The organism is uncultured Porphyromonas sp. (assembly GCF_900541275.1).
In the GTDB taxonomy this organism is placed as follows: domain Bacteria; phylum Bacteroidota; class Bacteroidia; order Bacteroidales; family Porphyromonadaceae; genus Porphyromonas_A.
In genome coordinates, this window is sequence record NZ_UQJH01000006.1 from 26,024 (window position 1) to 41,551 (window position 15,528).

General features: G+C 56.9%; 11 protein-coding genes. All 11 read right to left on the minus strand.

Annotated elements, in window-relative coordinates; genetic code table 11:
* Positions 1–180 precede the first annotated feature (180 nt).
* The 11 genes from QZR17_RS04540 to QZR17_RS04590 all read right to left on the minus strand — a co-directional run bounded on the left by QZR17_RS04540 (position 181) and on the right by QZR17_RS04590 (position 15,471).
* Positions 181–681, minus strand: coding sequence for an OmpH family outer membrane protein (locus QZR17_RS04540; RefSeq protein WP_296158626.1), 501 nt, complete (start codon positions 679–681; stop codon positions 181–183).
* A 58-nt stretch (positions 682–739) separates the two neighbouring features.
* Positions 740–1,291: an OmpH family outer membrane protein gene (locus tag QZR17_RS04545; RefSeq protein WP_297128193.1), complete on the minus strand. Its 552-nt coding sequence runs from the start codon at positions 1,289–1,291 to the stop codon at positions 740–742.
* A gap of 42 nt (positions 1,292–1,333) precedes the next feature.
* Positions 1,334–4,135, minus strand: coding sequence for an outer membrane protein assembly factor BamA (gene bamA / locus QZR17_RS04550; RefSeq protein WP_297128197.1), 2,802 nt, complete (start codon positions 4,133–4,135; stop codon positions 1,334–1,336).
* Between the two features lie 97 nt (positions 4,136–4,232).
* Positions 4,233–5,015: a polyprenyl diphosphate synthase gene (uppS, locus tag QZR17_RS04555; RefSeq protein ID WP_297128200.1), complete on the minus strand. Its 783-nt coding sequence runs from the start codon at positions 5,013–5,015 to the stop codon at positions 4,233–4,235.
* Positions 5,016–5,024: 9 nt separating this feature from the next.
* Positions 5,025–6,425 carry a DUF6242 domain-containing protein gene (locus tag QZR17_RS04560; RefSeq protein ID WP_297128203.1) on the minus strand — a complete coding sequence of 467 codons (1,401 nt, stop codon included), beginning with the start codon at positions 6,423–6,425 and terminating at the stop codon, positions 5,025–5,027.
* Between the two features lie 345 nt (positions 6,426–6,770).
* Positions 6,771–7,889: an NAD(P)-dependent oxidoreductase gene (locus tag QZR17_RS04565; RefSeq protein WP_297128207.1), complete on the minus strand. Its 1,119-nt coding sequence runs from the start codon at positions 7,887–7,889 to the stop codon at positions 6,771–6,773.
* 4 nt (positions 7,890–7,893) lie between these two features.
* Positions 7,894–8,313, minus strand: coding sequence for a SufE family protein (locus QZR17_RS04570; RefSeq protein ID WP_297128210.1), 420 nt, complete (start codon positions 8,311–8,313; stop codon positions 7,894–7,896).
* Between the two features lie 25 nt (positions 8,314–8,338).
* A complete protein-coding gene (locus QZR17_RS04575) occupies positions 8,339–9,352 on the minus strand; it encodes a M28 family peptidase (protein ID WP_297128213.1) in 1,014 nt (337 codons plus the stop codon).
* Positions 9,339–10,583: a pitrilysin family protein gene (locus QZR17_RS04580; protein ID WP_297128214.1), complete on the minus strand. Its 1,245-nt coding sequence runs from the start codon at positions 10,581–10,583 to the stop codon at positions 9,339–9,341. Before QZR17_RS04580 ends, QZR17_RS04575 begins: the two co-directional genes overlap by 14 nt.
* A gap of 187 nt (positions 10,584–10,770) precedes the next feature.
* A complete protein-coding gene (locus QZR17_RS04585; protein ID WP_297128216.1) occupies positions 10,771–12,183 on the minus strand; it encodes a RagB/SusD family nutrient uptake outer membrane protein in 1,413 nt (470 codons plus the stop codon).
* Between the two features lie 18 nt (positions 12,184–12,201).
* Positions 12,202–15,471: a SusC/RagA family TonB-linked outer membrane protein gene (locus tag QZR17_RS04590; RefSeq protein ID WP_297128219.1), complete on the minus strand. Its 3,270-nt coding sequence runs from the start codon at positions 15,469–15,471 to the stop codon at positions 12,202–12,204.
* Between the last annotated feature and the right edge of the window lie 57 nt (positions 15,472–15,528).

Consider the following 15,528-nt stretch of genomic DNA (forward strand, 5'->3'; position numbering starts at 1 on the left):
CTTACGGCAAATTTAGTGATTTTCGATCGTCCGGTCTCACCCTGCGCCACAGGAGGTGGGGCGATCGGGGTCAGCAGCATCGTGGATAAAAAAACATCCCCGAGAGGTGCGTGACCTATCGGGGATGACTTATCAGTGTGACCTTCGTGTGAAGGTGCGAGCGGTGAGCTCGGATTGCTATCAGAGACCGAGCTTAGACTTCACGAGAGAGGTGACATCCTCACTGCCGTTGCCGACATAGAGCATCTGGCTGGCGTCCATAATATAGGTGAAGCCACCATCGTTGCCGACCTTATTGATCGCCTCACGAAGCTTGGTCTGGATGGGGGCGAAGAGCTCTACCTGCTTCTTCTGCATATCCTGCTGGGCCACGTTATTGAGGTCCTGGATGCGCTTGGAGAGGTCCTCCAGCTCCTGCTGCTTACGGCTCTTGATGGACTCGACCATAGTCTCCTGCTCCTTGACGAAGTCTTGGTACTTGGTCTGAAACTCCTTCTGCAGCTGCACGAGGGTATCCTCGTACTTCTTGGCGAGGTTGTCGAGCTCAGACTGCATGGACTTCATCTCAGGCATCTCGCTGAGTACCTTCTGAGAGTCTACGATACCAATCTTGTGGCTCTGAGCACCGGCAAAGATGGGGAAGAGGAGCGCGGCACAGAGGATGAGAAACGTTCTTTTCATGAAAATGTATCTTACGTTATTGATTTATATTCAGGATTATGAGACGCACAAAGGTACGTTATTTCACAGAGATGCCAAGGATCTTCAGGATGTCATTGCTGATATCTGCGGCGGGATCGGCATAGACGATGGTACCCATGCCGGCAGCGCGGTCGAGGACCATATAGACACCATACTTGCGGCTGTAGAGCTTGATCGCCTCGTAGACCTTGTCCTGGATCGGCTTGATGCGCTGCTCCTGGAGCTTCGCCATCTCACCCTTGGGACCGAAGTACTTCTGCTGTAGCTCAGCAGCGCGATTCTCCAGCTCAACGATCTGCTTTTCACGAGAGGCGCGCTGGTCAGCGGAGAGGGAGCCCATCTGCTTACGGTAGTCGGCATAGAGTGTGCCTGCCTGATCCTGGAGCTTCTTCACCTCAGCTGTGTAGCCCTTGGCGGTCTCCTGCAGCTGCTCTGTTGCCTCCTTGTACTGAGGGATATTGGTGAGGATATACTGCATATCCACCAGAGCATAGGTGATGTAGTCCTGCGCCTGAGAGGGGAGCGTCATCCCGACTGATGTCATGAGGGCAACGAGTGCGAGGAGAGCCGTTTTTCTTATCTCTTTCATAATGCTTACTGTCTTAATGTAGGTTGTATCTAACGCCCGGGATCAGAATTGCTGACCGAGGACGAAGTGGACATTGCTGCCTCCGATCTGAGCAGACCCGTCCGGGGCATCGAAGCCGTAGCCCCAGTCAATACCCATCAGACCAAGCTGCGGTAGCATTATTCTGACGCCCAGACCGGCAGAACGTTTAAGCTGGAAGGGATTAAAGTCCTTCTGGTACTCCCAGGCGTTACCGGCCTCAGCAAAGCCGAGTACCCAGATCGTTGCCTGATTCTCAAAGATCACCGGATACCGGAGCTCCATAAAAACCTTGGAGTAGACATAGGCACCGCGCCCGCTGGCACCGGAGATGGAGCCGTTGCGGTAGCCGCGAAGACCGATCATCTCATTGAGGTACCCGTAGTAGGAGGACATACCGTCACCACCCATATAGTAGGTGCCGAAGGGAGAGCGCTTATAGGGGCTGAAGGAGCCGATCGTACCGGACTCTGCACTCGCCATCAGGACGGGGGTGCGCTTGGTATTGATCGGGTCCATAAGGGGGATAAAAAGCTGAGCCTTGCCCTTCACCTTATAGTACTCGATGAAGCGGTAGCGGTCGGCATCAGAGAGCTTCGGGTCGGAGTAGTCGACGCCATCCCAGAGGGAGTACGGCAGGGTCGACTGCGCCTCGAAGGCGAAGCTGGAGCCTCGACGGGTGTAGATCGGGTTGTCGATCGAGGAGCGTGAGAGATTGAGCGAGAGGTTGATGTCATTGGCGACACCATTCTCCATACCGAAGCTGTAATAGTAGGAGCCCCAGTTGTGCATCCGGTACATATTGTAGGTCAGCCCGAGGGAGACTTGCCAGTTGTCATCCGGCCAGGTGAGTCGCTTACCGTAGCCGATATTGAAGCGAAGCATGTCGAGGGTCTTATCCGGGTCAAGAGCGCGCTCGTAGAGGTTGGTCATCGCCTCACGGTAGTACTGATTGTAGTACCCCATACCGTAGCCACCCATACCTCCGTAGCCGTATCCTCCGGGGTAGCCCATACCGTAGCCGTACCCACCCGGATAGCCCATGCCGTAGCCATAGCCTCCGGGATAACCGTATCCATAGCCGCCGTAGCTATTCATCAGACTCTGCTGCTGACCGGAGTAGAATCGGCGGTTGATGTCTGTCTGACGGGAGTACGAGACCGAGACGCTGAACATATTGGGGCGCTTGCGCCCAAACCAGGGATCCATGAAGCTGATGCCGTAGCTCTGGTAGTAGCGGGCATTAGTCTGAACATTGAGCGAGAGCGTCTGTCCGTCACCACGGGGGAGGAAGTTGTGGTAAGTGGAGCGATCAAGCAAGTTGCGGAGGGAGAAGTTGGTAAACTTCAGTCCCGCCATCAGCAGTAGGCCGGTCTGGCTCCATCCCATCGACAGCTGGACCTGATCATTGGACTTCGGCGTGAGCTGCCACTCGATGTCCACGGTACCGTTCTCCTCGTGAGGGACAATATTGGGGACGATCTTCTCTTGGTCGAAGTGGCCCATCTGAGCGATCATACGCATGGAGCGCATGACGTAGTCGCGATTGAAGAGCATGCCCGGCTTTGTGTAGAGCTCGCGGCGAACCACCTCATCGTAGATCTGCGAGTTGCCTCGGATCGCCACCTTATTGATCGTCGCCGGCTTGCCCTCGTGGATGCGGATGTCGAGGGCAACGGAGTCTCCCTTCACCTCGGTCTCCACGGGTACCATGTAGGCAAAGAGGTAGCCGTTATTGGAGTATAGGTTGGAGACCGCATCCTCATCCTGAGAGATACGCTCCATCAGCTTCTTCTGATTGTAGACATCGCCGGGGCGCATGCCGAGGACCTGCTGGAGCTGGAGGGTCGGGTACTTGGTATTACCGACGAAGTTGATCGCTTTGATGTAATACTTCGGTCCCTCGTAGACCTCGATGTCGATATTGATCTTCTTCCCGTCGTCCGCCATATAGATCGTATCGCGAAGGATCTCAGCGTCGCGGTAACCCTTGGCGTGATAGGCCTTGAGGATATTCTTCAGGTCCTCCTTGTACTCCTTCTCGACATATTTCTTGGTGCCAAAGATCTCGAGGATACTGCTCCAGGGGCGCTTGGAGAGATTGAAGACCTCATTCGTCTTCTTCATGGCGCGCCTCAGGGCGTTGTCGCTCAGCATCTCGTTACCGATGAAGTTGATGGTCGAGATCTTCGTCTTCGCATTCTTATTGACATCAAAGATCACCACCACATAGCCGGGGCGAGAGTTGTCCTCGAGGACGGAGGTGTGTACTTCGATGTTGCTAAATCCCTTGGCGTCGTAGAAGCGCTTGATCTCTATCTCGGATCGGTCGAGGATATTAGGAGTGATAAAGGTCCCTTGAGCGAGTGGCTGGAGCCGACCAGTGCGGAGATCCTTCTCCTCGCTCTTCTTCACCCCATTTATCTCAAAGCGTGTCAGGCGTGGCCGCTCAGTGATATGGATTGAGAGCCACACCGAGTCCCCCTCCATGCGGTCGGCATCGATGCGGACGTTGGAGAAAAGTCCATTGCGGAGATAGTTGCGTACCGCTTGGCTGATCTCCTCACCCGGCACGGTAACCCGCTGACCGACACGGAGACCGGAGACGTTGCGCACCACCACATCCTCGTAGCTCTCATTGCCGACCACCCTCAGCCCGGCGATTACTCTCGAGACGGGGCGGGTGTAGGAGACATCCGGCAGAGCTGCCAGGCTGTCCGATGAGGCGATCGTGTGCTCCGACTGTGCTATGGCAACGCCACTGACGAGCAGAGCAGCAATGAGGGCGAGCAGCCGTGAGGGTGTGGTATTCAGGCTTCTTGTCATAGGAAATAGGCAGCGAAGCGGTGAGGGTAGGATATTCATGCGTTAGGATGAAGCGTTTCTTCCCGGGAAGGGGATATATAGCGGTGCGTGGAGATCATCAGGAGTGGTCGGAGGTCTTATCACCGCAGTCGACATCGACCACCTGATCGCCGGTGCGACCGAATCGTCGCTGACGAGACTGATAGTCGATGAGGGCACGGTAGAGGTCTGCTGCATCGAAATCAGGCCAGTAGCAGTCGCAGAAATACAGCTCGGTATAGGCGAGCTGCCAGAGGAGGAAATTGCTGACCCGACACTCCCCACCGGTGCGGATCAGTAGGTCGGGATCCGGCAGGTCGGGCAGGTCGAGGTGCGTGCAGATGTCATGCGGTGTGATGGGCTCTACACTTCCGTGACGCTCACTCAGGAGCCTATTGAAAGCCCTGGTCAGCTCGGAGCGTGAGGAGTAATTGACGGCAAGCACGAGAGTGATGCCGGTATTTGACTTCGTACTCTCCACCAGCCCCATAAGAGCCTCCCTCGGCTCCTCGGGCAGCCCCTCGAGGTCCCCGATGGTACGCAGGCGGACGTTATTCTCCTCCAGCGTGGCGAGCTCCTCTACCGCAGAGCGGACCAGCAGGGTCATCAGCGCATCGACCTCAGCCTTGGGGCGGCGCCAGTTCTCTGTGGAGAAGGTGTAGAGCGTCAGGTAGCGTATCCCGCAGCGGGCAGCAGCACGGACGATGCGACTGACCGACTGCACACCGGCACGATGTCCGTCTCTTCGCTCGAGACCCCTCTCACGAGCCCAGCGACCATTGCCATCCATAATTATGGCAACGTGAGCGGGGATGCGATCAGGGTCGAGCTGAGCTAAGAGCGTATCGGCGGGAGAGGACATACGTATGTCTTACTTCTGAGTGAAATCATTGATGATGCCGGCGGAGCGATCGATCGTCCCGCGCCAGACACGGCGCGTTGGCTCTTCGTCGTGTCCCACTCGGCCACCGAAGATGAAGAGGCTCTCCCCCTTAGGCGACTCGTAGTAGTATCCACCTGCATGAGAGATCGGGAGGAAGTCCTTACCCGGAGCCTTCTCGGTCTCCATCCGGGTCCAGGTGACCCCATTGTCGTCACTCTTGTAGATAGTAGACTGAGGACCTTTATCATATACTCCACCGATACGATAGAGCGTCTCACGGTCGGTCGTGGTGACGTAGAGAGCACCCTTGTAGGGGTAGACCACCTTGGAGGGCAGTGCGCCCCACTCCACTAAGTCGGAGGAGAAAAAGCCGGTGCTGATAGGGAGACCGGAGGCAAGCGAACCACCGAAGAGGAGCATGTGAGGCGTCGAGGCGATCTCATACTCATAGACATAGCTGTCGCGGACCGGGAACATCTCCCTCACCTGCTCGACCACTGATGTGACCTTACTCTGCTTATCGAGCTGATAGATCGAGTAGGCCTTACCATCCTCAGTTCCCACCATATAGACCGCCCCAGTCCTGACACTCAGGAGCTGCGTCACCGTAACACCTGCAGGAGTGGCGGGGAGCCACGTCTTGAGATCGGAGGAGGAAAAGAGGTGTCCCTCGGCATCCAGCGCCCAAGTATCGCCCTTAGGCGAGGTGTAGGCGGTATAAGGCCTCAGGCCCTCAGGCAGGTGGGCCTCCGTGACCTGACGTATGACGAGTGGATCGAGGGTCGAGATCTCAAGGAGAGAGGTCTCCCTCCCGAGCCGACTAAGGAGGTAGCGCCTGTCGCCCGGCAGGACGACCATGCGGGTCTCCTCCGTCGCTATCGGGAGACCATTGGACATATCAGTCCAGACAATCTTATTGGGGTCGTACCCATAGGTGAGTACACGGAAGTCGTAGGTGACCGACTGATTGTCCTTTTTCTTATCCGTCTGGATCGTCAGCTCCATCCGTCCGCCCTTAAAGCTGATCAGCGTCGTGTCGCTGCCGACCATATTCCACGCGACCCTCTTGTCGGTGCTCAGGTTACGGAGCGTGACCTTAAGCTGGTTGCTCACGGCCATGGAGAGGTAGGCGGAGTCAATCTCCGATCCATAGGGGAGGGGCGTCTTATTGTATATCCGGTGGTTGATGTGGTCAATGCTGAAGCGGGCTGCAGGGAGCTGCTTACCATTGACCTTAGGGAAGGTAAGGACCACCTGACCCGGCACCGTGTAGTCGGTATAGACCGGACGGACATAGTCTCCCATATCCTGATTACAGGAGTATAGGAGCATTACGAGCAAGAGAAGAGCTGAGACCGGTCCGACCGGCTTACGGCTACGTATAGACATGAGTCCTGTGACTTGGTTTATCTACTGAATATCATCGGAGTGACCCTCCCCTGCGCACGATGGGCAAGAGGGAGTCCGGTCACTTCGGGCAAAGTTACCTTATTTCTGTGAGTTGTGGACACATCCTATTCTTATAGAATGCAAAAGAGGACGATGTCACCTGCAGTCCGGGGACGAGGAGGGCACAAAACCCACCAAAACTGCAGTCTAACTAATACCGATATTAGACAAATCTAATACCGATATTAGACGCGCCTAATATCGGTATTAGATTTGTCTCTCATCCGAGGTGATCTATTCCCTGTGGCGGGAGCGTTTTTTACCCCCCCTCAACCAGTTCTATAATTACGGGCGGAGGGCGAAGCCAAGCGCTGAGAGGATCTGTCCCTCCTCGGGACGATAGTTGGTGACCACATAGGCCCTTGGCTCGCGCGGGAAGGGGTACTCGCTCCGCATCGCCTCAAAGTCGGTGTCGTATCTCCGGCGAAACTCCTCATCCACCTTCTTGGGATCAAAAGTACGGAGCATCGCCCCCCAAATGCGCTTACCCTCCTCAAAGTCGTTGAGATCAATGAGGGGATTCACCGGTGGCTCGGGGCGGATCTTATCGACACGGCTCGAGGTGAGGCCAAAGAAGCGAAGCCCCCAGAGGAGGCAGGTTCGGGCGCCATTGGCCTTGCCATCCGCACTGAAGCCGGCGATGTGCGGCGTCGCCTGCCAGGCCGCCTCCACCAGCTCCGGTGAGGGATGTGGCTCCCCCTCCCAGCAGTCGATGATGACGTTGGAGAGACGGCGATCTCGCAGTCCCATCAGCAGAGCGGAGGTGTCCGTGACCCCACCGCGACAGGCATTGATGAGGACAGGCATCCGGCGAAGACTCTTGATAAAAGTGCTGTCCACCAAGTGGTAGGTGGGATAGTCACCGTCATAGGTGAGCGGGACATGCAGGTCAATGTAGTCGCACTCATCGGCCAGTGTCTGGAGGGAGACAAACTTCCCCCTACCCTCCTCGTCTGCTCGCGGAGGATCATTGAGCAGCACCTCCATACCCAGCACCTTAGCGTAGTGCGCTGCCGCCATACCGGTATGACCGGCACCGACGATGCCGTAGGTCTTGCCCACAAGGCTACCTCCCTTCTCGCTGCAGCAGCGGGCGAGCGAGCAGCCGACATACTGACCTACTGACTGAGCGTTGCAGCCGGGGGCGTTATACCAGGTGATCCCTGCCTCCTCACAGAAGTCGATGTCGATGTGATCGATGCCGATCGTGGCGGAGGTGATGAGCTTGACGCAGGAGCCCTCGAGGAGCTCTCGAGTGCACTTCGTGATGCTCCGTACGATGAGCCAGTCGGCATCATGCACCGCCTCAGGAGTGATCTCAGGATTGGGGAGATAGCGGACCTCACCCAGCTCATCCAGCACCCCTCTGAGATAGGGGATGGAGGCTTCGGCTATGATCTTCATTACCTTACTTGACGAGAGAGGCGGCAGCGATGAGCTTGATGTCGCGGATCATGGCGAGGACACCATTGGATCTCGTGGGGGAGAGATTCTCCTTCAGCCCGATCTTGTCGATGAAGTAGAGGTCAGCCTCAGCCACCTCCTTTGCCGGCTGTCGGTCGACGACACGGAGGAGGAGGGCGATGATCCCCTTGACGATGATGGCATCGGAGTCCGCCTCGTAGTGGATCGTTCCATCGGGCTGAGGGTGACCCACCACCCACACGCGGCTCTGGCACCCCTCGATGATATGCTCGGGAGTCTTCTCCTCATCGGGGAAGGGTGGGAGGTCATTCCCCATCTCGATGATCATCTCGTAGCGCTCCATCCAGTCATCGGTGAGCTCAAAGTCGCCGATGATCTCGTCTTGTATCTCGTTGATAGTCATTTTTTTCTCTCACTTATCTACTCATTCATTTCTTCGTCAGCACAGTCCAGACCGTGGAGCCTACCGCCTGCAGTGTCTCTCGGCTGATGTGCTCCATGGTATCGTCGAGGGTGTGCCAGGTGGCAGGAAATCCCGTCGCGCGTGCCGGGTCGTAGTCGACGATGTCAAGGCAGGGGATGCGGCGGTGACGGATCACGAAGACGTGGTCATCCACCAAGCCACCCCCCACAGCATTGTGGAAGTAGCTCCCGTGCCCCAGGTCGTGGGCCGTCTGCCACACCTCCGTCACAGCGCGACCGGCACTCTCCTGCGAGAAGTACTCGCGATAGAATGCCGCCCCCTCACCGCCGACCATATCGAGGAGGATGCCAAGGTCTGCTCGGTAGTCGGGCGTATGGGGATTCTTGGCCCAGTACTGAGCACCCAAGCCCCAAGTCTTCTCCGTGTCGCCGTCATACTCGGCAAACTGTGGCACTCCATAGTCCTCTGCGTCAAAGAAGATGATGTCCACGCCCAGCCCCTCACGCAGCCCCTTCGTCTGCAGGAGCCGCCCGATCTCCAGCAGCACACCGACACCCGACCCGCCGTCGTTGGCACCATCGATCGGGGTGTGCCACTTGGCGGGGTCGCTCTCCGCATCCGCATAGGGACGCGTGTCCCAGTGGGCAAAGAGCAGGATCCGCTCCGATGCCTCGGGACGATACCGACCGATGATATTGACGCACTCCAGCCGGGTGCCATCGTAGGCGGTCAGGGTCATCGGCTGCTCGATCACATCGAGACCATAGCGGGCCAACTCCGCCGAGAGGAAGGCAGCGCACTGCTTATGCGCCTCACTCCCCGGTACACGGGGACCAAAGGCGACCTGATGCGCCACGGCAGCGTAGGCGGAGTCGGCTGAGAAAGGCGTCTCCGCCACCACCCGGGTCTCTCCCTCAGTGGTGGTCTCGCGACTGCTCTCATTCTTTCCCCCGCAGGAGGCGGACATCAAGATCAGGCTCAGGAGGCAGGGGAGAAGGGTTAGCTTATTTCTTACCATTATATATCAGTGTAAACGGGTGGGCAAAAAGGCGACGAGCCGTCTCCATTAGACTCTCCGTCGTGACCGAGTCAATGCGATCGAAGTACTCCTCCAGTGTCTCATACCGACCACGGAGAAGCATCTGGCGACCAAAGGAGAGGAAGGTGGACTCCGACTGCTCGGAGGAGACGAGGGCAAGCCCCTTCGTCTGCTTTTTCCACGCTCTCAGCACCTGCTCACGGAGAGGCTCCTGCATCAAGCGATCAAGCTCCTCGAGGACGATACGCAGCGCCTCCTCGGCATGGTCGTCATCGCTGCCGAAGTAGATCTGCCACCAGCCCACGTCGGGGAAGCAGGTGACAGAGGCCTCGACATTGTAGACCCAGCCGCGGCGTTCCCGAAGCTCGACATTCAGGAGGGTATTCATTCCATCACCGGCCAAGAGCTGCAGGAGAAGGTTCTGCGCAGCTCTGTCGGGGTCATTGTAGGTAGCACCGAGACCACCAAGGAGCGTATGCGCCTGGTGGGTGCGGCTGTGGACGATGTAGGGCGTCTCGTCGGCAAGGGCTATGGGAAGCGACAGCTCCGGACGAGTAGAGGGCTTCACCTCGGAGGAGAAAGGCTCCGAGAGATACCGGCGACAGAGCTCCTCGAAGCGCTTAGGCGTCACCTGCCCCATCACGAAGAAGAGGAGTCTCTCGGGACGAAAGGTGCGCTCCGCATAGCTCAGCAGATCCTCCCGCCGCATCCTGTCGAGGCTCCGAGTGTCACCGAGGATGGGATGGGCGAGGGTCCGATCACGGAAGAAGCGCTCGTCCCACTCGTCGAAGATCCGGTCCGAGGGCGTATCCCGGTAGAGGTTGATCTCATCACGGACTACGCCCCGCTCCGGCTCCAGCTCCTTGTCAGGGAAGGTGCTGTGCCGGATCAGGTCTCCGAGCAGCTCCACGGCGCGGGATACTTCGCCTCGCGGACCGACGGTATAGACGACCGTCTCATCCTTGGTGGTATAGGCGTCAATGGAGCCACCCACCACTTCCATCCGATTGCGGATGTGATCCGCACGGCGATGGATCGTCCCCTTGAATATGGTGTGCTCGACAAAGTGGGCAAGCCCCGGCAACTCCTCAGGATCGTCTCGACTCCCGGAGTGGATCCCAAAGCCACACCACACCACTCGGCTCCGGGTGGGCAGGAGAGCGCACCGCAAGCCATTGTCAAGCGTCACCGTATGATATACAGCTGTCATAGTCCTTGTATTTTCGCCACAAAGGTACCCTTTTTGTCATCCTTTCCCGCCTCCTCGAGATGGAGTCCTCCTCGAAGGGCTGCTCACAGGATCACCCCGCCACTTCACCTAAGCCCACCTATGCGATGAGGAGACATCCGATAGCCCGGAGGTCTCCTCATCCATAGGTAGTATGACCACCTTGATGTTACTTCTGATGCTCCCAGAAGGCAAGTACCTTGGCGGGAAGTGGCACCCTCAGGTAGTCCGGTGAGGAGGGCGAGGCAACGACCGGGTTGCCCTGCTCGTCATGGTGGGTGACGGTGACAGCAAAGTCGGGATCCTGAGCGCGTCGCTTCAGGTCGACGATGCGGAAGAAGCCACGGAAGAGAAACTCTCTCTGACGCTCATCGAGCACCGCCCGGATGAGCTCGGTCTTGTCACTGATCCGGAGGGGCTTATTGTCCACGATGCGGTAGTCGCGCAGATGATTGAGGAGACGAAGTGCCTCATCTCTGCTGCCGACCCGAGCCTCGCACTCCGCGGCAATAAGGTACATCTCAGGGGTGGAGATGCCGACATTGGGGCGGATGGCAGGGTTCCAGACCAGCTCTCCCGGCGGACAACTCTCAGCACTTCCTCCAGGTACACTCGTGATGAAGAGCTCACGGCGTCGATCCTTTGTTCCCTCGAAGAGACCAATAGTCTCATGACTAACAAGGACATACTCATCGAGACCACCGAGAGGCGAGAGATGACGGATGAGGATGTTCTCCGGATTGAGGAGAGCCTCAGGGTAGTTATTGCGCACCCCGGCCTGCCACTCTCCCTCGTTAAAGTCAAGCGACTTGTAGTCTACCAGTTCGCTCTTAGTCTCCAGTGCTTTACGGGCATACTTAAGCGCTGTCTCGTAGTCCCTCATCTGCCAGGCGGCGCGGGCGAAGATGCCGTAGCCTGCTCCCTTACACATACGGTACGCATTACCGGAGGGCTGGTCGGGCAGAGCAGGCAGTGCCTCCGTCAGGTCTGCGATGATCTGGCGGTAAACTTTCTCCTGAGTAGCGGGCGAGAGATCCTTATGATTGATGTCGTTATCGGTGAGCAGAGCAATCGTCTTAGTCTCTGCAGCACGCTCTTTATCATACGACGGGCCATAGATGCCGACGAGGGTCAGATACTCCAGCGCACGACCGACAAGTGCCTCCGCACGGACTCGAGACATCTCTGTCTCGTCTCCGGAGGCTGTTTTCAGTCCGGTGAGAATGGAGTTGTAGGTAAAGATCCTACTGTAGGCTGACTCGTAATTGACATCCGGCTTGTCAGGACCATAGAAAGGTGCTTGGTAGAGATAGATGCGCCTCCAGACAGGGGTCATATTCTTCAGCGTCGTCTGGTAGTAGAGCTCCTCATTAAGTGCGGCAGGCACATAGATCTCATCCGCCATCAGATCATACTCGGAGGAGGCAAGGGAAGTCAGCTTGTCGTCATTGAGTAGCAGCTCATACTCCTCCACCTTAGTCGGTATCTGGTAGCCCTTGGGGACATTCCCGAGGAAGTCCTTGCAGCCGCAGAGCATCAGTGAGAGCACGAGGAGGGCGAGTGTTTTGTATATCACTTTCATACGTTACGAGTCGATAGGTTAGAGCGTAAGTGAGAGTCCGAAGGAGAACGAAGCAGGCACCTGTGGCAGTCGTGCCGGTGTCCCCACCCCGAAGGAGTAAGCCTCAGGATCAATATCCTTACCATTGGCAGCATAGTACCAGAGGTTATTGGCCTGGAGACGTAGCGTCACATCGGTCAGGTGCATCGATCGGAGAAGCGTCGCTGGCAGTCTGTACGCGAGTACCACATCTCTCAGACGGATATAGTTCCCGGAGAGGACGTGCTTGTCAGCGCCGTACCAGGAAGCCTTCTCGCCATCGGTGGGATCATTACCTGAGAAAAGAGGTGTGGTGAGGGGGTTGTCCTCATCGCCCTCCTTACGCCAAGCGTGGATCAGGTCGGCATCCGTATTGGTCCCGGCAGTGACAAAATTGAGTCCGGAGAGGTAGGGAGCCACCACCTGGCGCAACTTATGACCGCCATAGTAGACGAAGGCAAAGGAGAGCGACAGGTCCTTGTACTCAAGAGTATTCGTGAGACCGCCATTCCACACCGGGGTGAGCGTACCGACGTGGATCAGATCCTCCATACGCTCCGTCTCTGTGACCGCCACTCTCTTACCATCAGGGGTGGTGGTATAGACGTGCGGGCGTCCCTGCTCGATCCGATTGCCCTCCTCGTCGGTGGTATAGAGTCCGGCCCAGGGGAGAGCAAAGAGGCTATTGACCGGATACCCGGAGGCCTGCACACCATAGTCACTCATGATGTACTTATTGACGCTCTTGTTCGGCTCGTCTACATCGAGGATCCTGTTGCGATTGAAGGCAAAGGTAAAGTCCGTGCTCCAGCGGAAGTCCGGGCTCTGGAGATTGATGGTATGGAGAGTCAGCTCCACACCGCGGTTATTCATCGCTCCATAGTTCATTAGGAGACTTGGCCAGCCAAGTGTCGGATCACCGGATCGGGTACCGAGGAGGTTGCTCGTCGCCTTGTCGTAGAGGTCGATATATCCGCTGATACGGTTGTGGAGGATGGCAAAGTCGAGACCGAGATTGAGCGTCGCTGTCCGCTCCCAGGTGAGGGAGGGATTGGGCGGTGTCTGGATGGTACTGCCGGGCAGGCGGTTCATCTCTCCATACTGACCGGTCTGGACGATCATATAGGGACCTCCGACCTTAGGGATATTTCCGCCGATACCATAGGTAAGGCGGGGCGTAAGACGATCGACCCAGGTCACCTCCTTCATGAAGTCCTCCTTATGCATCGCCCAGGCGGCACCGAGAGACCAGAGTGGCTTGTACTGGATCTTCGGATCGGTGCCGAAGAGATTGGACTGATCGATGCGGACACTTCCGGTGAGATTATACCTATCCAGGTAGTCGTAGGAGAAATTAGCGTACATCGAGATGAAGCGATCGTCATGGTCGGTCACCCGATTGTAGTGATTGGAGGGGAAGGTAAAGCGACCGCTCATCGACATCGTCCCAGAGAGATTGGCAAGCTTACCGGCGTCATAGGGTACCGATCCCAAAGAAATATCGTCGTAGCCCATCAGGTAGGACGAGGTGGAGGTGGAGTGGATCCTGCGCCACTCCGTACCGGCGAGGGCAGTCAGTCGGTGGTCCTCGCCGAAGCTGGTGTCGTAATTGGCCTGAAGCCGGGCTGTGTAGCCGGTCATCCCACTCCTCGTCTCGCTGAGCTGACCTCCCTTGGGGATATAGGAGACGTATGCGCCATTCTCAATGACGGTGGCATTATTACGCATCTCCCGGACCGTGTAGGAGGTGGCGTCGAAATAGCTTTTACTATATTTGGCTCCCTTCTCCACCTGCAGCTGACCATCAAGTGTCAGTCCGGTGAGCAGCTTATAGGACAGCTTCGCATTGACGCGTGTGTAGCTACTCTCCCCTCGAGACCACTCTAAGCTACGATCACGGAGAGGATTGTACTCCTCGCTCTCCAGCCCCTTCGCCAGGAGATCAGCCTTGGAGTGCTCACTGCGCTCCGTAGGGAGACTCAGATAGGATCCCTTGTCCACGATGGGGACGTAGGAGGGAAGGCTATAAAGGAGACTGAGCGCACTGGGCGAACCATCGTCTGAGTAGGATCGCCCATAGTTACCCGACACGGAAATATCGCTAGAGAGACGGTCAGAGAAGTCGATCAGATTACGGAGCGAAAAACCTATCGATCGATCACGTGACAGGGCATCCGTCGGGTGGTTACCGGCATAATTGACCGAGGCGATGAAGCGATTACCCTTCCCAGACTTGATCATGCTGACATTATGCGTCTGCATAAGCCCTGTACGAAGAAGCGCATCCCTTATATCGTCGGTATTGCTATAGCTTGCCAGTCGACTACGCTCTGCCTGATACTCTGCGTCGGTGATCAGCCCCTCGGTGCGCTTAGAGTATAGCTCCATAAAGTAGGGATACGACTGTCTCAGCGATGAGAGGGCAGACCAGGTTACTCCTGAAAACTGACTCTCCATCACGTACTCCGATAGATCGACGAGCTGAGCAGAGGAGAGACGGTGAAGGTAGTCATACGAGGGCTTCGCCGTCACCTCCACTGTGCCGTCATAGGAAAGGCTGAAACCTCCATCTCGAGAGCCACTCACGGTATTGATGACGATGACGCCATTGGCAGCTCTCGCTCCATAGATAGAGGCGGCAGCGGCATCCTTGAGCACCGTCACTCGCTCAATCATAGAGGGATTAATGCTCGAGAGATCTCCCTCAAGTGGCATTCCATCCACCACGATCAGTGGCTTGGAGGAGCCCATGAGGGAAGTGACACCACGGATCTGCAGTTCACTCCCCCCGCGCGACTGCAGTCCAGCAATCCCTCCCTCCAGCCGCTTAAGCAGTGAGGTGTCAAGCTTCTTGCTGATATCGTCTTTACCCATGATGGCAAAGGATCCGGTCGCCCGCTCCTTCGAGATCGTCTGGTAGCCGGTGACTACCACCTCGTCCAGCTTGGCCACATCCTCGTAGAGGGTGACCTTGTAGTAGGACTTATCCGGCTTGAGGCTGAGCACCACCGTGGACATTCCCACATAGGTGACGGAGAGGGTCTTCTCACCGACAGGGACCTCAATGCTGAAGGAGCCGTCTACCTTAGAGATCGCCCCCTTAGAGGACTCCGGTGCGTAGATCGTGGCACCGGGGATTGGCTCCCCATTCGCCTCGATTACGAGACCGGTAATGACCCGGTGGCCGCTCCCTGACTGAGCACTCGCCACCATAGTGAGGGCGGTCATCAGAAGGAGCGAAAAGAGTATACAAAGTCTTCGATTCATCATAAAACAAGTGGAAAAATCGGTGTAGAAACAGAGGCGCAAGATACTTATTTTTTATGT

What these genes read in the sequence shown, in the direction of transcription:
- QZR17_RS04545 (WP_297128193.1), bottom strand. Translation starts at nt 1,291, where the DNA reads ATGAAAGAGATAAGAAAAACGGCTCTCCTCGCACTCGTTGCCCTCATG.
- QZR17_RS04585 (WP_297128216.1), bottom strand. Translation starts at nt 12,183, where the DNA reads ATGAAAGTGATATACAAAACACTCGCCCTCCTCGTGCTCTCACTGATG.
- bamA (WP_297128197.1), bottom strand. Translation starts at nt 4,135, where the DNA reads ATGACAAGAAGCCTGAATACCACACCCTCACGGCTGCTCGCCCTCATT.
- QZR17_RS04570 (WP_297128210.1), bottom strand. Translation starts at nt 8,313, where the DNA reads ATGACTATCAACGAGATACAAGACGAGATCATCGGCGACTTTGAGCTC.
- QZR17_RS04590 (WP_297128219.1), bottom strand. Translation starts at nt 15,471, where the DNA reads ATGATGAATCGAAGACTTTGTATACTCTTTTCGCTCCTTCTGATGACC.
- QZR17_RS04575 (WP_297128213.1), bottom strand. Translation starts at nt 9,352, where the DNA reads ATGGTAAGAAATAAGCTAACCCTTCTCCCCTGCCTCCTGAGCCTGATC.
- QZR17_RS04565 (WP_297128207.1), bottom strand. Translation starts at nt 7,889, where the DNA reads ATGAAGATCATAGCCGAAGCCTCCATCCCCTATCTCAGAGGGGTGCTG.
- QZR17_RS04560 (WP_297128203.1), bottom strand. Translation starts at nt 6,425, where the DNA reads ATGTCTATACGTAGCCGTAAGCCGGTCGGACCGGTCTCAGCTCTTCTC.
- uppS (WP_297128200.1), bottom strand. Translation starts at nt 5,015, where the DNA reads ATGTCCTCTCCCGCCGATACGCTCTTAGCTCAGCTCGACCCTGATCGC.
- QZR17_RS04540 (WP_296158626.1), bottom strand. Translation starts at nt 681, where the DNA reads ATGAAAAGAACGTTTCTCATCCTCTGTGCCGCGCTCCTCTTCCCCATC.
- QZR17_RS04580 (WP_297128214.1), bottom strand. Translation starts at nt 10,583, where the DNA reads ATGACAGCTGTATATCATACGGTGACGCTTGACAATGGCTTGCGGTGC.